Here is a 20,862-nt window from a genome sequence, read left to right on the forward strand (position 1 = left end):
CTCATGCCAATTCATCTCACTTAGTCATCAAAAACAACGACTTGACCAGTTTCAGCTGATTTGTAAATAGCTTCAAGAATACGTGTTACAACTATTGCTTGTTCAGGTTTAACCATTGGTTCTTTATCGTTAATGATGGCATCAAGCCATTGTTGAGCCTCCGCATCACGTTGTTCGAGACTTGCACCTGCAAATCCAAAAACACCACCCGCTTCAGAAGGTTTTGTTTCTTCCAATTGACCATGTGCGGCTTTATTGAAAACAACATAACCTTTATCCATGAAAGCTGCGCCAAACATTTCAGCACCACCTTTATCTCCACAAAGGGTTACTTGGGCTTCTTTAGGGTTAATCATATTGAGTGCCCAAGCAGCTTCAAGGAAGATAGTTGCTCCGTTTTTCATCTTAATAAGACCAAAGGCTGAATCTTCTGTTTCAAACGTTTCTGGATCCCAAGGGCCAAACATATTTCCCATTGGATTATCTTTCAATTTTTGGTAGGTTGAGCCAAGTACCATAGCTGGTTCGTAGTTGTCCATGTACCACAAAGTCAAGTCAAGGGCGTGAGTGCCGATATCAATAAGCGGTCCGCCGCCTTGTTTAGATTTGTCTGGAAAGACACCCCAAGTTGGAACACCTTTACGACGAACAGCATGAGCTTTTGCAAAGTAAATATCGCCCAGTTCACCATTTTCACAAGCATCCTTAGTAGCTAGCGAATCGGCACGGAAACGATTTTGGTAACCGATAGTCAACTTCTTACCAGTACGTTTAGCAGCATCAAGCATGGCTTTTGCTTCTTCATAGTTGATAGCCATTGGTTTTTCGCACATAACATGCTTACCGCCTTCAAGTGAAGCAACAGTAATTTCTGAGTGAGATACATTTGGTGTCAAGACATGGATAACATCAATATCAGGATGGTTAGCAATGTCATGATAGTCAGTTGTGACAAGAGCACCTTCCACACCATATTCTTTAGCAGCTTTTTGAGCACGTTCCTCAATAATGTCACAGAAAGCTACAATTTCGAGTTTATCAGACAATTTAGCAAGTGCAGGAAAATGCTTGCTATTAGCAATACCACCACAACCGATGATACCGAATCTTAATTTATTCATGATAACTTCCTCCATATTCTATTATCATTTACGCCTATTATTATAAGACCAAATTCACCATAAAACTTCTCATTTTTAAACTTCCTTGTTCTCCTGATTTTGTGGTATTTATTCTCTATTCTTATATAAATGCAAAAAAGTATCATTTTTAATGATATTATTTAAACATAAACGACTTATCTATATAAATGCTGATGGTAGAAGAACTAACCTCAGTAATTCAATATCAGCTTGTATAAAACTATAAGGGAACGCCCATTATCAATTCCCTTTTCTCTTAAAGAATATCGGATGTTCTATCTCTAAGAACTTTTGGGTGTAAGAATTGGTAACAAAAATGAGGATAAGACTTTGTTTCCCATCCTCATTATTAAAGTTATTTCTTAACTTGTAGTAAGGCATCCTCAACTGATACCTGACCATCTTGAACCAGACTTGTGATAGAGCTGTAATCTAAAGTATTTGTGACAAGGACTAATACAATATCATCTAAGCCTGCGCCTTCAATAACATCTCTATCAAATGCGCCTAATTGTTGCCCAACCTGAACTTTATCGCCCACTTTAACAGTCTTAGCAAATCCCTTGCCATCTAGTGCAACGGTTCCCAAGCCCAAGTGAATCAAGAGTTCGGCACCATTTGTAGTTCTCAATGTATAAACATGTCCTGTTGAATAAACACTTGTAACGATACCATTTGCTGGTGACACAAGAATGCTGGAGTCCGGCTTAATTGCAAATCCTTGTCCAAGTGCACCACTTGCAAATACATTATCGTCTACATTTTCCAGAGAAATGAATTTACCTGAAACGGGGGCATATATTCTCTCGTCACTTACCACAATTTCTTCTGATACTTCATCAACATTGGCACGAATTTCACGTTTATCCATTAATTGGAGATGAATTTCATCCATTCGTTCTGCTGAAAGGTCCCACATAAAGTAAGCTATAGCTGCACCAATAATGAATAGAATTGCAGGAACCAAATTTACAATTAAGTTAATTCCTGCTTGAGTACTAGGTGTTTGTTGAACATTTGGTCTGTACCCCATGTAGGACAAGGCCAAGACACCTACTGCACCACCCACAGCATTACCGACTTTTGTTGCTAATCCATAAGTTGCATAAGCAGTACCGTCTGTACGAACACCAGTTTGTAGCTCTTGGTAATCAACCGAATCAGCAACCATCGTTAAGGTGATTGGGTAACCCATATTAAAGATACCAAAAATGATGTGCCCAATGATAATCAATATAATATTCGAAAAATCAGAAAAGTAAACAATTATTAAGCCAATACCTTGAATCATCATAGATCCTGCCAGAACTGTTCGTTTCCCAAACTTTTTAATCAAAGGAACGATAAATAAAGAACAGATTACACCTCCAATAGAAGGAATAGTCATTAATAGTGAAATTAATGCAAAACTACCTAAACAGTAAATAACGTAGTATGATGTTATGGCAATCCTCCCCATATAGGCAGTCATTTGAAGAATCATGATCCCAAATACAATCATTAAGTATTTATTACCCACAATATTTTTTAAAGTAACACTTAATGGAACTTTTTCTGAACGAATGGGTTTTACAACTTCTCTCGCTGTTTTAAAGACTCCGTAGAAAATTGGTAATGATACAATCGCATAGATCAGAGCGGTCATCAAATATCCTGAACTAGTTGCAGTTTTTGAGCCTTTTGAAAAGAATAGCATAATTGGAACAGATAATGAATTTACAATAATCATACCTGCATTCATCCCAATTGATCGATAAGCATTCAGCGTATTGCGTTCTTGATCGTCCGTGGTCATGACGGCAGCCATAGCTCCATAAGGTATTGTAACTAAAGTATAAAGTAAGCCAGCAATGATATATGTGAATGCTGCCCAAGCAACTCCTGATGTTCCGTTTCCAAAGGGACCTGTAAATGTTAAGACACTAAATACAACTAAAAATGGTGAACCAAATATAATGTAGGGTCTAAATCTACCCCATTTTGATTCTGTTCTTTCAGCAATAACCCCCATCACAGGATCATTAAAGGCGTCAAAAATACGAGCAATGAACATAATTGCTGAAACTGCTGCAGGAGCTAACCCAACAATATCCGTATAATAGACGGTTAGGTATGTCCCAACAAATGTCCAAACAAATTGACTAGCCAAATCACCCATACCATACATAATCATAGTAAGATTACTGAGCTTTTTTTGTTCCTCCATTTTAAAGAACCTCCAAATATAATTTTTGCATTGTACAATACTCGGCATCTTTATTTTGCCAAAAATGTAATCGCTTCACTTATCGCTTTTAAATATTTAAGCAATACATTTTTGTCTAAAAAAAAACAACGATCTCTTTTGTTTAAAAAAAGACCATTGTTTTTACATATTATTTTTCGATTTCCACTAGAACCATATCATGTGGCTCTAACTCAACCTGATATTTTAGCTCTCCATTTAAATTCGTTTTACTTTTTTCCCTTGATAATTCAGGTATACATCTAAGTTTGAGATAATTTACCTCTTCTTGACTAAAGTGATCATCCAAGCTCAAGCCATTTAATTGCGTCAAGAAAGCACCGTGATTAACTCCCATGTATCTTGACTTAATCTTATATACGCTATTAGGTTTTAGTTGTCCGATTTCAAATTGGTAAACTGTTTTTCCATCATCATCAAAAATAGTTCCTATTGTCAATTTGGTTAAATTTCTATTTTCTTCAAAATAGTACAAATTATTCAGATGACAATAATGATAGAGTAATAATGAAATTTTGTTTTGATTTTTTATAACTACAACACCCTCAGATTGATAAAGTAATTTCCCTTCTAAATTATTTAAAAAGTCAAAAGCAAAAAAACTTGGTTTCGGAATCCCATTTTTAGAAATTAAACCACTACCCCCAAAAATTTCTTGCTTATTAACATCTATAGTTGAAAAGGATTGATCAGAAGCCAACCAATAGCCAACAATTTCACAAATTCCCCAAATATCAATTAAGTTCTTAAGGATATATGGACCTTTAAATGCTGTATCGTTAATCAGATCTCTGGAACTAATGGTAACATTGAATTCTGACACGATTATCGTTGAGCATAATTTAGATTCATCTAGACATTCCTTTATATTTTGTAGAAGTTCTTTAAAAAGATGGGTGTTTGCTGAAATAACTGCTGATGACCGCTTACTATGTGGCCTGTGTTTTAGTCCATCAAACGAAAACATGCTAACCGTTAAAAAGTCAGGTTTTATTTCTTCATTCGACCACTCCTCAATAAAAGATTGATAATCCTGCCTTTCTAAATCTAAACTAAGACCACTGCCCCCAACTGCTATTTCGGGAATAATACTTTGTATTAGAGTCTTCACTTGACTGAAAAAATAAAAATAGCCACTATTCTTTGATATATCAAGAATAGTATCTTCAAGCACCAACTTTTTTAATCCTTCAGTTTCTAAAGTTTCTAAGACGTAATGATTGGGCTTCCAAATTTCAATTTTCCATCGTCGGACATTTTCATAACCGAATTGTTCTACAATATGTTCCATGAATACTCGATAACGCTCTAGTATATCTGAAAATTGATTATTAGGAAGTTCAAAGTTTTCTTGATTCACAACTTTAGAAATCGATTCGTGAATTTGTTTACCCTTAAATCCTAAATCTAAGAACGGAATTAGTTTCAAATCTAATATATTTTGTAAGATCTCATCTACTTTGGTAAAATCAAATCTATCATCTCTCTGGTGTAAAATTGAATCACTTAAGATTCCCCAAGTCCGACCGTAGTCAAATGACGTAAAATTATTCAGGGAAGCTAACTCTTTGACCAACGAACCGTATATTAAATCGCCAGCGTATCCCAAATTAATCATCATTTGCTGCTTTTCAACTGACCAACTTGGATCTACTTCTGTATTAATGCTAATTCTTTCTTTTTCAGTAGTATATGAGCTATCTACTAAATATTCTTTAGCCTCCTCAAAGTCCACTATTTTTTCTTCTTCTGAAGTTTTTTCTATTTTTAAATTTTTCTTTATCTCAAAACGGTATTCACTGGGTGTTACACCTTGGTACTTTTTAAAAAGACGATTAAAAGAATTGATATTCGAAAATCCAGACGAATAAGCAATATCAGTAATACTATCATCAGTTTCTAGCAATAGCTGCCTAACTTTTGCCAAACGGCATTTTATGAGGTACTCTGAAATTCCAATTCCATTTTGTTCCTTGAAAATTCGAGACAAATATTGTTCTGTTACATACAGTTGCTCTGCTAGGTCCGACAATCGAATTTCTTTCTCAAAATTATTATCAATATAGAACTTTATATCTTCTATCTGACTTTTAATATTTTTATCAGTTCGTTGTCTCAGTTCAACACGATAGTACTCTTCTAGGAGAACCAAAAGAGAAAAATACTTTTGAAGAATAGCAGTCTGTGTGTTAGAACTAGGAGCAATTTTTGAAAGCAAAATTTGTTTAAGGTAATAAATTAAATTAGAGTCCGTAGGCTTACTTTGGTCAATATTATTCCCCCTAAAGGCATAAGAATAGTTCTCCTTATCATTTTTTGAAAAGTAGTCTAGAACATATAGAAAACCTTTCCCTGTTTTCAGGGTGGCTTCTACAGCTACTGCTTTAGGAATAATATAAAAATTATCCTTCTTAAGGATGATCGTTTTATTATCTATCTTTACTTCGACTTCTCCATCTAAAACAAATAATATATGGATTCTAGAATCAAAAAAATTAAAATTATCCTTTCTTTGTAACGAGTATATTTTAATATGATCCCAAGGATTCAAAAAATTCATACTTATCCTCCTCGTAAAATAAGTTTATGGAGGCTGGGAAAAAGTATTCCAGCTCTCTATTTTTTTGCAGTAATAATAGTTTAACGCAGTGGTTGGGAAGGTCCTTATCTTGGGGTGCAGTCCCCATTTAAGGCACCCCCTTAAACAGTCCACTGGACTGTTTAACTACTCCGCAATTGTTAGCGGCCATCCTAATCAACTGTACAGAGGGGGAACGGCGAAGTTGATTTATATAAAAAATTGACTTCTGTCCCATTCTCAAGTGTTATGCATGTTTAGTCGCTTGACTATTGCAAGGTTTTCCACAACAACAGAGGCATGGAATGGACTCATAGTTGTTTCGTATCCTCATTGTTTATCTTGATCTTTACAGTTAACTTCATTATAACACTCTGGATTTTTTATTTCACTTCTGACTAAACGCCCCTACCAACTAGCGCAAATACTTAATGAGACAAGGGCTTATTGCTTTTTAGCCTTTTTATTTACGCCTATTTAAAAAGTATGGGAACCATTTACCAGTTGAAAATGTAAAAGAGAACGTTTACAATAGAGGCACAAGATCGGGGAGGAAGCCGATTAAAAATCCACTTTTTTGATAGGAATGTCGGTATTGTGGACTCAGAATACACTTTTCTGCCGGCCCAAGCACAGATATGGCGAAACGAAAATTGATACAGAAGGAAAGCTACCACTAGCGATGCAGAGAGACTACCTTTACAGTAAAGTGGTCAAAGGTAGCGCCAAAGAGTTTTATCTGCTCAAGTCAGTCTCCGTTTAGATTGCAGACATGAAGGGTAGGCTGCAATGATAGGGCGCGTGTGTCCCATCAAAAGTGGACAGCAGCCAATCACAGCCATGATTATTATCTAGCTATCGCATCTTCTTCCTCGAATGTATTTAGTATCCGTTTAACGAAGCTAGTTCTAGCAAATTCTTTCGTCAATTCAATTATTCAAGATGTCAGTGCCATTAGTATGATTATCATGGATTAAGATATCTACACTGACTAGATTTCTCTAATAGTAAAATGGAGACTAGACACAGCCGTACAACAGGCAGCTAAGGGAGGCTCTCACTATGTTAATGATTCTGCTTTTCCAAAGGCTGGGAATTATTATGATCCTAGCCTTCTTACTTGTCAATAACAGTTACTTTCGACAGCTGATTGTTGAGCGGTCCAAACGTGAAAAAATTGCTTTAATGATCATCTTTGGCATTTTTGTCATTATCTCTAATATGACAGGAATCGAAATCAGAGGAGACCGAAGCTTGGTTGAAAGACCAATTCTCACCTCTATTTCTCACTCAGATTCACTGGCCAATACTAGGACACTCGTTATTACAACCGCCAGTCTAGTAGGCGGCCCACTGGTTGGTACGGTGGTAGGCTTTATCGGCGGGATTCATCGCTTCCTCCAAGGAAATTTTTCCGGCGCCTTTTACATTATCAGTTCTTCTCTGGTCGGCTACCTCAGTGGCCGTATCGGCGATTATCTAAGGGGGAAAAGGCTCTATCCATCTACGGCCCAAGTGATTTTTATCAGTTTGTTGGCAGAGTCTATTCAGATGCTTTTCGTTGGCATCTTTACAGGCTGGGATTTGGTCAAACTGATTGTTATTCCTATGATGCTGCTCAACTGTCTAGGATCAACCCTGTTTCTGGCTATTCTTAAGACCTATCTTTCCAATGAGCAACAACTGCGCGCCGTCCAGACACGTGATGTCTTAGATTTAACACGCCAAACCCTGCCTTACCTTCGACAGGGGCTGAGTCAGCAATCGGCAGCCAAAGTCTGTACTATTATCAAAGCTCATACCAACTTTGATGCCGTAGGGCTGACTGATCGTACTAATGTTCTGGCCCATATCGGGATAGGACAAGATCATCATATTTCTGGGCAGCCTGTCAAAACTGATCTCTCCAAGAGTGTTATCTTAAGCGGAGAATCTCAAATCGCCTTGGATAAGTCATCTATCTCTTGTCCCGATAAAAACTGTCTTCTCAATTCTGCTATTGTCGTTCCCCTCAAGATTAACGCCAAAACTGTAGGTGCCTTAAAAATGTATTTCGCTGGTGATAAGCAAATAACAGAGGTAGAAGAAAATTTAGCTCTAGGCTTAGCACAAATCTTCTCAGGTCAACTGGCCATAGGCATTGCCGAGGAGCAGAATAAACTCGCTAGTATTGCTGAAATTAAGGCCCTTCAAGCCCAAATCAACCCCCACTTTTTCTTCAATGCTATCAATACCATTAGTGCCCTAATCCGCATCGATGCCAGCAAGGCGCGCTACGCTCTCATGCAGCTGAGTACCTTTTTTAGAACTAGCCTGCAGGGCGGTCAAGACCGCGAGGTCACTTTAGAGCAAGAAAAATCCCATGTGGACGCTTATATGAATATTGAAAAACTCCGCTTCCCCGACAAATATCAGCTGGACTATGACATTACAGTTCCTGAATCTATAACTTTACCGCCCTTTGGACTTCAGGTTTTAGTTGAAAACGCTGTTCGCCACGCTTTTAAAGATCGTAAGACTGACAATCGTATTCTTATCACCATCACAGATGAACAAAATAGCTACAAAATAGCTGTCAAGGATAATGGAACAGGGATTTCTTCTGCTATCATTGATAAATTGGGACAGGAAATCGTCGCAGAAAGTACAGGATCAGGAACAGCCTTAGTTAATCTCAACAATCGCCTTACCCTCCTTTACGGCAGTATTAGCCGTCTGCATTTTGACAGTGGCCCTGAGGGAACCATTGTCTGGTACACTATCCCTAAGCACACCACTATCGGAGATGATAAACATGAAAATTCTGATTCTTGATGATGAACAGCTAGCTCGGCAGGAATTAAGCTTCCTCATCCAAAACAGCTCCCAGATTGCTCAACCGGAGATTTTCGAGGCAGAAGATATTAGCTCAGCGGAAAAAATTCTCTTTCGTCAGGCTATTGATTTGATTTTTCTGGATATCTCCCTCAGTGAGGAAAACGGCTTTACTCTGGCTAATCAATTAGAGCAACTGGCCCAGCCCCCTCTGGTTGTTTTTGCTACTGCCTACGACGACTACGCTGTTCAGGCTTTTGACAGTAATGCTGTAGATTATGTTCTAAAACCCTTTGAGCAAGAACGCATTGATAAAGCACTCGCTAAAGCGCAAAAGATACAACAGTTAAACATAACTGAAACAGCTGCTGTTAAGCCTCAAAAAAGTGTCGAATTATTGACCTTGACACTAGCCGATCGCAGCGTTGTCTTAAAGCTACCCGATATCGTTGCAGCCAGTGTTGAAGATGGAGAGCTAACCGTCAGCACTAAAGATAGCAGTTATACTGTCAAAAAGCCCCTCAATTGGTTTAAAAAGCGGGCGGTATCTCCCAACTTTTTACAGATTCACCGCAATACCATTGTCAATCTTGAAATGATTAAAGAAATCCAGCCTTGGTTTAACCACACTCTTTTACTAGTCATGACTAATGGGGAAAAATTCCCTGTTGGACGCTCCTATTTAAAAGCATTAAACAACCACCTTACCTTGTAAAATGATTCACCATAAGCTCAAAAATTTATCTTGCCGTTGAGAAGTTGAAAATTGCATTTCAGCTTCTTTTTTTCGCAATCGGGCTCCAAATTGAAAACGTTTACTAAAAAATCTTTTATAATAAAGTCGTTCAACAAAGGAAGGAGATATCTGCATCATGAAAAAAACGACTGAAACCCGCCAAAGAAAATCAGCACCTATGTTTATCCAAATGTCTATCTATACAGCCATTCTTTTGGTTTCCCAAATCATCTCTGAGCTGCTGCCAAAAGCCTTGCCAATTCCTGCTACTGTTATCGGACTCCTTTTAATGTATGGCTTGCTCAGCAGTCATCTTATCAAGGTAGAATGGGTAGACTCTTTAGGCTCCCTCCTTATTAGCATGATTGGCTTTATGTTCGTTCCATCAGGCATTTCCATCGCTGCCAATCTCAATATCCTTCAGGCAGAAGGGCTACAGTTAGTGCTGGTCATCGGACTATCAACAGTTGGTATGCTGATTATCGTTACCTATGTTACCCGTGCCATTCTATCTCTAAGGAAAGTCAGTTTAACGGACCTAGCAGAAAAATTTCATTTTCGTCCATCGAAAAAATTTGCCAAGGAAGTAGAGGGTAAATAAAATGGAACTATTGAAAACACCTATTTTCGGTATTTGCTTCTCATTGATTCTCTATACAATCGGTCAATATCTCTTCAAAAAGAGCAAGGGGTTCTTTCTCTTGCAACCTCTTTTCTTTGCCATGGTTGCCGGCATTATCCTCTTGATTTTACTGGCTAAGGGATTAGGAACCGATGTTAAAACCCTCTACACGCAAGCTTATAAGCCTGGTGGTGATTTGATTTTCTGGTTCCTCAATCCAGCCACTATCGCTTTTGCTGTCCCCCTTTATAAGAAGAATGCCACCATTAAAAAATACTGGTTGGAAATTCTTACCAGCCTAACGCTAGGCATGGTCATTTCCTTAATCCTTATCGTCAGCATTTCCAAAATGATTGGACTCAGCCATGTCAGCACTGCTTCTATGCTGCCACAGGCTGCAACAACTGCCATCGCTCTACCCATCGCTAGCGCCATTGGAGGTAATTCAGCCGTTACCGCTATGGCTTGCATTCTCAATGCTGTGATTATCTATGCCCTAGGTAAAAAACTCGTTAAATTCTTCCGACTTGATAAAAGTGAAATCGGCGTCGGTCTAGGGCTGGGGACTTCCGGTCATACAGTTGGAGCCGCATTTGCTCTAGAGTTAGGAGAATTGGAAGGCGCCATGGCGGCTATTGCTGTTGTCATTATCGGCTTAGTTGTTGATTTCGTTATCCCTATTTTTAGCTATCTAACCGGCCTGTAAATAGCTAGGTAAAACAACAGCGCTTACCACCTTATGCTTTGTTGCCATCGAAAATCAATGGATAATTGGATGGGTAACTGATAATAAAACAGATTAATATCATTAGAGGTTAATAGATTATTAGGAGATTATGAAAACTAACTCGGAATGATAAAGCAGGAGTAATTTTTACTCTTAAATAAGTATTACCAGTTAACAAAATAGCCTGTAAAAAAGAGGAAGGCAGGTCATAACATTCTTGCTAGAAAATCTAAGATAATTTACTAGAGCGATTAGTTAAAGTCATACTCAAAAAAAATCAAAAATAGACAAGGAAAGGACTTCCAACCGGCGGTGTTCATTGGTGCTAAAGCCCCTAATGACCTGTGCAGAGAGTAAGACTTCTTGGCGTAACTAACAAGTCTTACTCCCAACCACTGTGGCAAACTACTCTATCTAAAATAGCCAATAGGATGCAAGACCTTTTATACGCAATCTTCAGAGATTACAATATTTTGTGGGTAGGGCGAAACCATTATGGCTGTTTGTCCCACTCTCAAAAGTTCGGCAAATTGGTACCACTGACATCTCATGTTGACTTTCAAAGTATCATTAATGAGTAACATAAAAAAGATCAGGATAGGCAAAAATCCTGACCTTTTTATTATTTTAACGCATAGGTCCTCTAACCAATAACAGAGCCATTTGGCACGCTAGGATCAACGGTTAGCAGGGTCAATTGGCCCTCATGTTCAGCCGAGAGAATCATTCCTTGACTGATATATTTTTTCATCATCTTACGAGGTTTAAGGTTGGCAACGATTTGGAGTTTTTTGCCGACCAATTCTTGCTCGTTCGGATAGTATTGGGCAATGCCTGATAAAATTTGACGGTCTTCACCATCGCCTGCATCCAAACGGAAACAAAGCAACTTGTCTGATCCTTCTACCTTAGAGACTTCTTTAACTTCTGCAACACGGATTTCAATCTTATCAAAATCATCAAATTTGATCTGGCTCTTGCTGGATTTAAGCTCAACTTCTTCAGGTTTCCATTCTTCTTCGGACTGAGGCTTGTCGGCTGTCATTTGTTCTTTGATATAGGCAATTTCTTCGTCCATATCCCGACGCGGGAAAATAGGCCTTCCTTTTTGAATCACTTTGATGTCCGATGGCAGATCAGCCAAACTAAGATTTTCTAAATCAAAGTCTTTACCCAAGCCCAGCTGTTCCATAATGGCATTGGATGTTTCCATCATGAACGGTTGGATGAGGTGAGCGATAACACGTAGGCTAGCGGCTAAGTGAGCCAGAACAGCTGCCAATTGAGCTTTCTGATCTTCATTCTTAGCCAGCAGCCAAGGCGCTGTTTCATCAATATACTTATTCGTGCGCGAAATGATGGTCCAAACTGCTTCTAGGGCCTTAGGAAAATCAATAGCTCCCATCTGTTGGTGATATTCTGAAATATTATCCGCTACAACTGCCGCCAAGTCTGCATCAAATTCAGTGGCTGTGGCAAAGGCAGGAACATAACCATCAAAATATTTATTAATCATAGCAACCGTCCGATTGAGGAGGTTGCCCAAGTCGTTGGCTAATTCATAATTAATCCGACCGACATAGTCCTCTGGCGTAAAGGTCCCATCTGAACCAACGGGCAGGCTACGCATAAGGTAGTAACGAAGAGGGTCCAGTCCGAAGCGTTCGACCAGCATTTCTGGATAAACAACATTACCTTTTGATTTGGACATCTTGCCGTCTTGCATGACGAACCAACCATGCGCTACTAAACGTGTTGGCAATGGTAAATCAAGAGCCATCAGCATAATAGGCCAGTAGATGGAGTGAAAACGCAGGATGTCTTTTCCAATCATGTGAAGAACTTCATGGTTAGCATCATTGTGCCAGAATTTATCAAAGTCAGCCTGATTTTCCTGTCCATAGCCAAGCGCGGTAATATAGTTCATCAGGGCATCAATCCAAACATAGATAACATGTTTGGGATTTGATGGCACCTTAATCCCCCAAGTGTAGGTCGTACGCGAAACGGCCAAATCTTCTAAGCCTGGTTCGATAAAGTTCTTGAGCATTTCGTTCATACGGCCGTCAGGCTGAATGAACTCTGGGTGCTCCTTATAATAGGCAATCAAGCGATCGGCGTACTTACTCATACGGAAGAAATAAGATTCTTCTGAGACCTTTTCAACCTCATGGCCAGATGGCGCTACACCGCCAATCATATTACCATTTTCATCGCGATAGACCTCAGCCAATTGGCTTTCCGTGAAGAATTCTTCATCAGAGACAGAATACCAACCTGTGTACTCACCCAGATAAATATCGCCCTGCGCTAGCAATTTTTCGAAAATCTTAGCAACCACTTCTTCGTGGAAATCATCTGTGGTGCGGATAAATTGGTCATAAGAAATATCTAGGAGTTTCCACAACTCTTTAACTTCCTTAGCCATACCGTCAACATATTCTTGAGGAGTGATGCCAGCTTCTTGGGCTTTTTGCTGCATTTTTTGACCATGTTCGTCAAGCCCAGTCAAATAACGCACATCATAGTTCATCATGCGTTTATAACGGGCCAGAACGTCACAGGCAATGGTCGTATAGGCAGATCCAATGTGCAGCTTGCCTGATGGGTAGTAGATTGGAGTCGTCACATAAAATGTTTTATTAGACATGGTTTATCGTCTTCCTTTATCTAAGTTGATAGACGGCCATCTGGTTTTCTTGAAAATCACGGGCTGTCTTTATGGTTTATTTTTTACTGGCCGCCGAGAGGCTCTCTTGGCTGGCAATTGGCTGAAACCACTGGCTTCACGACAATTTATTATATCACAAAATTAGGTATGAAAAAAGACGAGAACCCTCGTCTACATGTTTTGTATTTTAATGAATATTGTAGTTATCTTCAAATTTAGCTTTGACATTGTTGAAAATTTTCCTTAACTCGCTGGCCTTGATGGATGATAAGCGCTTATAGCTAGTTTTTTGGATAATTTTCCCACTCTTATTTTTGGTAACAACTTCCAATCGATCACCATCTACCGTGTAGCTAATAGTATTATCGTAAGTTCCAATAATATTTTCCAAATCGTCATCCAGACTGTTCTCATTAGTATAACGGTAATAATCTTTGAATTTTTTCCTTAAGGTCTTCTTGACCTTTCCGCGTAAATCTGACTTGGATAGGCTAACGGTAATCCTTTTATTCCATTTATCAACATGGTAGTAATTCTTGAGGTAGGTCTGAACGGAAATGATTGGATAATTTTCTAAATCGTTGTCGTAGTAATAAGTGTACTCATTGAGATTATTCTGTCTATCAATCGTTACAAAGCTAGAAAAAGTATAATCGTGGTCTTTGTATTCCTTGAGTGCATCCACCCACTCACCATCATTATAATATTGTTGACTGGTCATCTGCCAAGTTCCTTCAATATTACCAGATGCCATTCGCCACCAGGCATAGCCGCTAAAGACCAAACCGACTAAAATCAGAAGGCCAACAAGGGTCCCTAAAATCACCCAAGGCCACTTGGACTTTTTCTTAGGATGGGTGACTGGCATGGTTGGAGCTGAAATGCTAGTAAACTGAGGTTGAACCTGATTGACGTTCGAACCAAACTCAGCCTCGTTCTGAGGATTGGACGGCCAGAAAGTTGTGGAGCTAGGCTGAATATTATTGGCTGCTGATTGAGATTGAGCTGAAAAGCCTTGATTTAATCCCTCTGTTGCTGACTGAGAAAGGGCTGACTGAAGTTCGGCAGAGCTAAGGCGCTCAGAAGCCTTGCCCATCGGTGACACTACACCAGCTTCTATTGCTGCTTCTATTTCATCTTGGCTGGGTTGACGATGATTAACATTTTCAAAAAATCTTTTCCATTCCTGTATTTCCATCTCTTAACCCTCTTGCCGTTTCATTTTTATTCTTTTCTTTTTAACAAAATAAGGCTGAGAGTAGAATAAAAATTTGTAAATCGTCTTGAAATGGCGATCCCAATCTTCTTCGCTCCTCTATTTAAGACTCAGACCTTTGCAACTCTTCTATCTTAAGGCGGCAGGCCGGGATAGACTGCCAAACTATACTAAATCAAGCTAGCATATCTCTGAATAGTTAGAACAAAGCAGGGGGGTGTCTCAGCCTTCTTTTATTTGATATGATAATTCTTTTCAAACTTAGCCTGCATGCGCTTAAAGTTTTTCTTCATATCTTTGGCCTTCGTTGCGGATAGGCGTTTGTAGACAGCCTTGGAGATGGTCCGACCAGATTTATCCTTAGTGGTAATCGTTAATTCATCATCTTGAACCGAGTACATCCTAGAGTAGCTGTAGCCGGCAATAATACTGGAAATGTCCTTATTGACATTGGTGCCTTTATTATTTTTGTAGTACCCCTTAAGGTCCTGCTTTAAAATCTTGGTTACTTGAGTTTTGTAGTTGCTTTCAGAAGGAGCAATGATAATCTCCTTGTTCCACTGGTCTACCTGATAGATATTATCGAGATAGCTGGCCAGAGAAACATTAGGATAAGACTTGTAGTCATTGCTGAAATAGAAGGAGTCCTCCTGAAAATGTTTTTGACCATCGACCGTTACAAAGTCTGTATAGCTGTAGTCATTTTTTTCATACTGGTTGAGGGCATCAATCCATTTGCCGCTCTTTTGATTATAGTAGTGCCAATTGGTTAGTTCCCAAGTTCCTTCGATATTTCCTGAATCGTTACGCCACCAAGCATAGCCACCAGCACCAGCTAGGGCCAAGAAGAAGAGAGCAACCAGAGTGGCTAAGACTTTTGGCCACTTAGCCTTTTGCTTTTGAACTGGCTGGACTGGAGGCTGATTGGTTTGATTAAAACCTCGCTGTGTCTGGCGGCCACTAGTGGTAGCTTCTGGTTCCTGATTCATTTGCCGTGCCGGCTCAGCAACTTGCTGTGAGGCTGATGTTACCGAAGCCTGTGGGGCCTGATGGACCCCACCAAAGCTGGCACGTCTGACAGTCTGACCTGTCGAGCTGGCTGAGCTAACCTGTTTGGGCTTGGGTTCTGCTTCCTTAGTTGATTGCGTTTGGGTTGGCTTTGGCCGCTCAGCTTGAGAAAGTTTGGACGAGCTAATCTTTCGTCCGAATTCATCTCTTTCAGGAGCTGGGCGTGAAAAGACCGGGCGTTCCGTTTGAGCTACTGAGGTCTTCTGTTTCACTTCTTCTTTAGCCTTGGATTTACCATGCTTAGAAGTGGGGATGACACCAGCTTTGGCAGCAGCTACTAATTCATCAGGCGTTGGCTTTCGGCCATTTACCGATTCAAACAAAGCTATCCATTCTTGTTGATTCATCTTTATCAATAATCCTTATATCCTTTTAATCTTTTTCTATTATATCATAGATAAAGAAAGCGTCGTGAAAATCTTAATTTTTTCTTTAGGCCTTTACTGGCTTTTACCGCATCAAATTCCAGTTTGAAGCCTCTTTAGTAATCACTTGTAAGAGAAAAATAATAATAATTTAAAGTAACACGGACAATAGTTCTCAGTCTCATATATTTTTGTCGCTTTACTGGCAAGACGCAGTGACTGAGAACAAGAATGGAGAGTGGGACAGAACAGCCATAAAGGCTTCGCCTTGCACAATTCATTGGGGGCTACTGCTGGTGGGAATTTTCGCTGGCCATTTTCTAGGCACAAACCTCCAGCAGCCTATCAAGACTACCAGAGGATTCCTTACTGCACAGATGATTGCCGCAAAACATGCCCTGAATCTGTTGAAGCTTCAAGAATAAAGCAGAACTTCAAAAGTATGTCAAGCTGGAATCAATGATGTATGATTTTGCATTTCAAAGGGATGAGTTTCATCCACTTAGCATTTCAAAGCTGTTCCACTTGCTTTTTTATAGTATAATAAGGTCAGACACTAATGATTGGAGATTATTATTATGGCTATTCAATATAAGAAAACAGACGAGCTTGAAAAAATGCTGGAAGGTTTTGCCAGCTTCCCTGATTTTGAGGGTGGGAATGATCCCAAGTCTAAAAAGGATGAAAAAAAATCTGAAAAGAACTAAATACTATGGCAATTTTTCAAAACTTACCAGACAGCGTCCTCCAATGGTTGGCCATCTTCCTGTCCATCATCATTGAGGCGCTGCCTTTTGTACTTTTAGGCTCCATTTTATCAGGTTTTATCGAAGTCTATCTGACTCCTGATATTGTCAATAAATACCTGCCGAAACAGAAATTTTTGCGCATTCTCTTTGGTACTTTCGTTGGCTTTATTTTTCCATCCTGTGAATGTGGTATTGTGCCTATCATCACTCGTTTTTTGGAAAAGAAGGTGCCCAGCTATACGGCTGTGCCCTTTTTGACTACAGCACCGATTATTAATCCTATCGTGCTTTTTGCGACCTACTCAGCCTTCGGAAATTCCTTCTATGTTTTGACCTTACGCTTAATCGGCGCTATTATTGTTGCTGTTAGTCTGGGGATTTTGTTGGGGTTCTTCGTCAACGATAATATCTTAAGGGATAACTATGTCAGTCACGAACATGGAGATTACAGCCAGATAAGTTGGGGAAAGAAGGCCTTTCACGCTCTGGCTCATGCTGTTGACGAATTCTTTGATACCGGTCGTTATCTGATTTTTGGTAGTCTAGTAGCCTCAGCCATGCAGATTTATATTCCAACTCAGATATTACGAACAGTTGGGCATACACCTCTATTAGCCATTCTAGTCATGATGCTGATGGCCTTCATTCTCTCACTCTGTAGCGAAGCCGATGCCTTTATCGGAGCCAGTCTCTTATCAACTTTTGGCATTGGCCCAGTAACGGCTTTCCTCTTGATTGGGCCAATGGTTGACATTAAGAACCTACTGATGATGCTCAAGTCCTTCAAGGTCCGATTTATTGGACAATTTGTTGGGGTCTCTAGCACGGTCATTATCATCTATTGTCTACTTGTGGGGGTGCTATAAAATGATTCGATTTCTGATTTTAGCGGGTTATTTTGAGTTGACTATGTATCTACAGTTATCAGGTAAGCTCAACCAGTATATCAATATTCATTACTCCTACCTAGCCTATATTTCTATGATCCTCTCCTTTCTTTTGGCCGTTGTCCAGCTGACTATCTGGATGAGAAAGATGAAGACCCACAGTCACCTGACTGGACGCTGGGCCAAATTATTCAGCCCTTTTATTCTAGTTTTTCCGGTCTTGGTAGGACTTTTAGTACCAACAGTCACCCTTAATTCAACAACTGTTTCGGCCAAAGGCTACAGTTTCCCTCTAGCAGAGGGATCATCTGGCGGAACCAGTGCTGATGGAACAACCGTCCAATACCTCAAGCCAGATACCTCAGCCTACTTCACCTCGGCTGCTTACAAGACTGAAATGCAAAAGGAAATGAAACCTTATTTAAACGAGGATAGGATTGAGATTACCACTGAAAACTATATGGAAGTAATGGAGCTGATTTATCTCTATCCAGACCGCTTTGTTGGTAAAACCATTACCTATACAGGTTTTGTTTACAATGATCCGAAACAAAAGGACCATCAATTCCTCTTTCGCTTTGGGATTATCCACTGCATAGCTGACTCCGGTGTTTATGGCTTGTCAACTACTGGCAATAGTCAGCATTATTCTAATAACACCTGGGTTCAGGCTACCGGCACTGTCCATATTGAGTATAATCAGACTCTAAAGCAGAGCCTGCCTGTCCTGAAAATATCCAAGTGCCAAGCCGTCAGCCAGCCTGATAACCCTTATGTTTATCGCGTCTTTTAAACCACGACTATTAAGAAAGTCTTAAAATCTAGTATAGCAATACTATTGTTTGACATTTCAAGACAAAAAAATATCATTCTAGGATTTTCCTATCGCCTTCTTTTAGTATTGAGCTATACTAGTCTTAGGTGTAAGATTTATAAATTATATTCTAGATTGCTTTTATTCTTTTTCCAATGTAATCATTCTTTCCTAATTTGACCTGTAAGAGTGATCTGATACGTAAATATTACATCCTAACTACTACTTCTTTAACTACCTTATCTTTGCGATTAGGTAGCCAAAAAAGCCTGCCCTTCTGCGGCAGGCTTTTTCATTGGCTCTATACTGCAGTGAGGAAAATTCTCATCAGAAGTTATAGAGCCATAAAAACTAGAGGGTGGGATAGGAGCCAATTTTTTATATAAATTGACTTCGTCGTCCCACCCTCTTCACTTTATTCAAAACTTATGAATTAATTCAATACTGATCTCTCAGAAAACATTGGCGAATATCCGTGTAGAAAATTCCATGCAAAGCTTATGGCCAGCTCCTTTCCAAATTTACTTAAATCAGGCCTTCTAACAGACCCTTCATAAATTCTTCGGAATGAAATTCACCGATATCATCAATCTTTTCACCAAAACCAATGAACTTAACAGGAATGTCCAACTCTTGACGAATTGCTAGGACAACACCGCCCTTGGCCGTTCCATCAATCTTGGTTAGAACGAGACCGGTCAAAGGGGTAATCTTTGAAAATTCTTTGGCCTGACTGAGAGCATTTTGACCGGTTGAAGCATCCAAAGCCAGAAGGGTTTCGTGAGGAGCGTCAGGCACAACTCGCTTGACAATCCGGCTGATTTTCCCCAGCTCAGCCATGAGGTTCTCTTTATTTTGCAGGCGACCAGCTGTATCAATCATTAGGACATCAACACCTTCAGCTACTGCCTTTTCCATACCATCAAAAACAACACTAGCAGGATCAGCCTTTTCGGGACCCGTAACCACTGGCACGCCGACCCGATTGCCCCATTCGACCAATTGGGCAACAGCTCCAGCTCGGAAGGTGTCTGCTGCAACCAGCATAACCTTCTTACCTTGATTCTTGTACTTGTAAGCCAGCTTACCAATCGAGGTTGTTTTCCCAACACCGTTGACACCGACAAAAAGCATAACAGTCAGATCATCTTGAAAATTAATTTTTTCGTTAAAGTGACCATCCTTTTCGTAGATATCCACTAGTTTTTCAATGACTACTCGGCGGACATCCTCGGTCTTCTTGGCATTTTCTAATTTAACTTCATAACGCAAATCCTCGGTCAAATTAGTTGCCACCTGCACACCAACATCAGAGAGAATCAACATTTCTTCTAGGTCTTCAAAGAAATCCTCATCAACCCGACGGAAATTCGCAAAGAAGGCATTGAGGCGAGCTCCAAGTCCCGTCCGTGTCTTTTTCAAACTACGGTTATACTTCTCCTGCTCCGTTTCTTGAGTCGATAAGCTGGCTGAATCAACCGTCAAATCAGATTGGGGTACTTGAGAATCGTTGGCTGAATCTTGATCCAATTGATTTTCCTGCTCCTGACTTGGAACAGCTGACGCTCCCTGAACTGGGTCGGCTATAGATACAGATGACTGAGCTGTCTCTGAAACATCCGCTGCTTGGGCAGCTTCTCCCGCTTGAGGGACTGGTTCTGCTTCTTTATCTTCAGCGGCTTGGTAGGTTTGAGACGACTGTGATGTCAACGAAGCTTCTGAAGAAACTACTTGAGGCTGGTAGTCAGTCGTTAAAGAGGTCGTCTCTGGTGACTTTAGCGCATCGGCAGGCTCCTCATGTTCAAACTTTTTTGCAGTCTCAGCGACCTCCGAAGAAATTTCTTGGCTGGCAGTGTCCTCTGAACTCCTAACCGCTTCTGAAAGAATATCATTATCCTCAGCTAAGGAAGATTTGAGGGCATTGTAGTCTGCCATAAAATTTTCAGAGTCAAGAACATCTTTGACCCAAGAAGGGTCTGGAGCTTCCGGTATAACTTCTGTCTTATCTTGAGACTGCACAAGGTCCTCTGATACTGAATGATTCGTTGTATCGTTGTGCTCCTGAACCGCATCCGATGGCTGTTCTTCAACGGTTAGCTCTTCTGAAACTTGGACACTGTCTTCCAGAACCTCAGAGCTTGCTAAATTTTGCTCTGTTTCTTCTTGCTTCTCTTTTTTTCTGCCAAATAGGCGGTCAAATAATCCCATAAAGATCTCCTTATTCTCTC

Annotated in this window: 14 protein-coding genes; 7 read left to right on the top strand and 7 right to left on the bottom strand. The window is 39.9% G+C overall.

Annotated elements, in window-relative coordinates; translation table 11 throughout:
• Positions 1–20 precede the first annotated feature (20 nt).
• The 3 genes from G7Y32_RS04890 to G7Y32_RS04900 all read right to left on the bottom strand — a co-directional run bounded on the left by G7Y32_RS04890 (position 21) and on the right by G7Y32_RS04900 (position 5,947).
• Positions 21–1,121 carry a Gfo/Idh/MocA family protein gene (locus G7Y32_RS04890; protein WP_165211449.1) on the bottom strand — a complete coding sequence of 367 codons (1,101 nt, stop codon included), beginning with the start codon at positions 1,119–1,121 and terminating at the stop codon, positions 21–23.
• 376 nt (positions 1,122–1,497) lie between these two features.
• Positions 1,498–3,348, bottom strand: a complete 1,851-nt coding sequence (locus G7Y32_RS04895; RefSeq protein ID WP_165211452.1) for a glycoside-pentoside-hexuronide (GPH):cation symporter — start codon at positions 3,346–3,348, stop codon at positions 1,498–1,500.
• A 169-nt stretch (positions 3,349–3,517) separates the two neighbouring features.
• On the bottom strand, positions 3,518–5,947 hold the full coding sequence (locus tag G7Y32_RS04900; RefSeq protein WP_165211455.1) for a GH39 family glycosyl hydrolase: 2,430 nt from the start codon (positions 5,945–5,947) through the stop codon (positions 3,518–3,520).
• 1,080 nt (positions 5,948–7,027) lie between these two features.
• Between G7Y32_RS04900 and G7Y32_RS04905 the strand changes: the two genes are divergently transcribed.
• From G7Y32_RS04905 to lrgB, 4 genes are all read left to right on the top strand, one after another.
• Positions 7,028–8,779 (top strand): LytS/YhcK type 5TM receptor domain-containing protein, encoded by a 1,752-nt coding sequence (locus G7Y32_RS04905; RefSeq protein ID WP_165211458.1) that lies wholly within the window; start codon positions 7,028–7,030, stop codon positions 8,777–8,779.
• Positions 8,760–9,494: a LytR/AlgR family response regulator transcription factor gene (locus G7Y32_RS04910; protein ID WP_004225806.1), complete on the top strand. Its 735-nt coding sequence runs from the start codon at positions 8,760–8,762 to the stop codon at positions 9,492–9,494. Before G7Y32_RS04905 ends, G7Y32_RS04910 begins: the two co-directional genes overlap by 20 nt.
• Positions 9,495–9,651: 157 nt before the next feature.
• Positions 9,652–10,116 (top strand): CidA/LrgA family protein, encoded by a 465-nt coding sequence (locus G7Y32_RS04915; protein ID WP_004229776.1) that lies wholly within the window; start codon positions 9,652–9,654, stop codon positions 10,114–10,116.
• A 1-nt stretch (position 10,117) separates the two neighbouring features.
• Positions 10,118–10,843 carry an antiholin-like protein LrgB gene (lrgB, locus tag G7Y32_RS04920; RefSeq protein WP_004227909.1) on the top strand — a complete coding sequence of 242 codons (726 nt, stop codon included), beginning with the start codon at positions 10,118–10,120 and terminating at the stop codon, positions 10,841–10,843.
• Between the two features lie 664 nt (positions 10,844–11,507).
• Here lrgB and metG read toward each other — a convergent pair.
• The 3 genes from metG to G7Y32_RS04935 all read right to left on the bottom strand — a co-directional run bounded on the left by metG (position 11,508) and on the right by G7Y32_RS04935 (position 16,166).
• Positions 11,508–13,514, bottom strand: coding sequence for a methionine--tRNA ligase (gene metG, locus G7Y32_RS04925; RefSeq protein WP_165211461.1), 2,007 nt, complete (start codon positions 13,512–13,514; stop codon positions 11,508–11,510).
• Positions 13,515–13,722: 208 nt separating this feature from the next.
• Positions 13,723–14,733: a hypothetical protein gene (locus tag G7Y32_RS04930; protein WP_165211464.1), complete on the bottom strand. Its 1,011-nt coding sequence runs from the start codon at positions 14,731–14,733 to the stop codon at positions 13,723–13,725.
• Positions 14,734–14,984: 251 nt separating this feature from the next.
• Entirely contained in the window at positions 14,985–16,166 is a 1,182-nt protein-coding gene (locus G7Y32_RS04935) for a hypothetical protein (RefSeq protein WP_165211467.1), read from the bottom strand.
• Positions 16,167–16,762: 596 nt separating this feature from the next.
• Here G7Y32_RS04935 and G7Y32_RS10455 point away from each other — a divergent pair.
• Genes G7Y32_RS10455 through G7Y32_RS04945 form a run of 3 tightly spaced genes read left to right on the top strand, consistent with a single transcriptional unit; the run spans position 16,763 to position 18,613 of the window.
• On the top strand, positions 16,763–16,891 hold the full coding sequence (locus G7Y32_RS10455; RefSeq protein WP_004226523.1) for an SPJ_0845 family protein: 129 nt from the start codon (positions 16,763–16,765) through the stop codon (positions 16,889–16,891).
• 5 nt (positions 16,892–16,896) lie between these two features.
• On the top strand, positions 16,897–17,799 hold the full coding sequence (locus G7Y32_RS04940; protein ID WP_003048814.1) for a permease: 903 nt from the start codon (positions 16,897–16,899) through the stop codon (positions 17,797–17,799).
• Between the two features lies 1 nt (position 17,800).
• Positions 17,801–18,613 carry a TIGR03943 family putative permease subunit gene (locus G7Y32_RS04945; protein WP_165211470.1) on the top strand — a complete coding sequence of 271 codons (813 nt, stop codon included), beginning with the start codon at positions 17,801–17,803 and terminating at the stop codon, positions 18,611–18,613.
• 546 nt (positions 18,614–19,159) lie between these two features.
• Here G7Y32_RS04945 and ftsY read toward each other — a convergent pair.
• On the bottom strand, positions 19,160–20,842 hold the full coding sequence (gene ftsY, locus G7Y32_RS04950) for a signal recognition particle-docking protein FtsY (protein WP_165211473.1): 1,683 nt from the start codon (positions 20,840–20,842) through the stop codon (positions 19,160–19,162).
• Between the last annotated feature and the right edge of the window lie 20 nt (positions 20,843–20,862).

Origin of the sequence: Streptococcus tangpeifui, from assembly GCF_011038795.1 — a bacterium.
GTDB classification, from domain to species: domain Bacteria; phylum Bacillota; class Bacilli; order Lactobacillales; family Streptococcaceae; genus Streptococcus; species Streptococcus tangpeifui.

Coding starts and splice junctions, on each gene's coding strand:
- G7Y32_RS04890 (WP_165211449.1), bottom strand. CDS start 1,121: ATGAATAAATTAAGATTCGGTATCATCGGTTGTGGTGGTATTGCTAAT.
- G7Y32_RS04895 (WP_165211452.1), bottom strand. CDS start 3,348: ATGGAGGAACAAAAAAAGCTCAGTAATCTTACTATGATTATGTATGGT.
- G7Y32_RS04900 (WP_165211455.1), bottom strand. CDS start 5,947: ATGAATTTTTTGAATCCTTGGGATCATATTAAAATATACTCGTTACAA.
- G7Y32_RS04905 (WP_165211458.1), top strand. CDS start 7,028: ATGTTAATGATTCTGCTTTTCCAAAGGCTGGGAATTATTATGATCCTA.
- G7Y32_RS04910 (WP_004225806.1), top strand. CDS start 8,760: ATGAAAATTCTGATTCTTGATGATGAACAGCTAGCTCGGCAGGAATTA.
- G7Y32_RS04915 (WP_004229776.1), top strand. CDS start 9,652: ATGAAAAAAACGACTGAAACCCGCCAAAGAAAATCAGCACCTATGTTT.
- lrgB (WP_004227909.1), top strand. CDS start 10,118: ATGGAACTATTGAAAACACCTATTTTCGGTATTTGCTTCTCATTGATT.
- metG (WP_165211461.1), bottom strand. CDS start 13,514: ATGTCTAATAAAACATTTTATGTGACGACTCCAATCTACTACCCATCA.
- G7Y32_RS04930 (WP_165211464.1), bottom strand. CDS start 14,733: ATGGAAATACAGGAATGGAAAAGATTTTTTGAAAATGTTAATCATCGT.
- G7Y32_RS04935 (WP_165211467.1), bottom strand. CDS start 16,166: ATGAATCAACAAGAATGGATAGCTTTGTTTGAATCGGTAAATGGCCGA.
- G7Y32_RS10455 (WP_004226523.1), top strand. CDS start 16,763: ATGGCTATTCAATATAAGAAAACAGACGAGCTTGAAAAAATGCTGGAA.
- G7Y32_RS04940 (WP_003048814.1), top strand. CDS start 16,897: ATGGCAATTTTTCAAAACTTACCAGACAGCGTCCTCCAATGGTTGGCC.
- G7Y32_RS04945 (WP_165211470.1), top strand. CDS start 17,801: ATGATTCGATTTCTGATTTTAGCGGGTTATTTTGAGTTGACTATGTAT.
- ftsY (WP_165211473.1), bottom strand. CDS start 20,842: ATGGGATTATTTGACCGCCTATTTGGCAGAAAAAAAGAGAAGCAAGAA.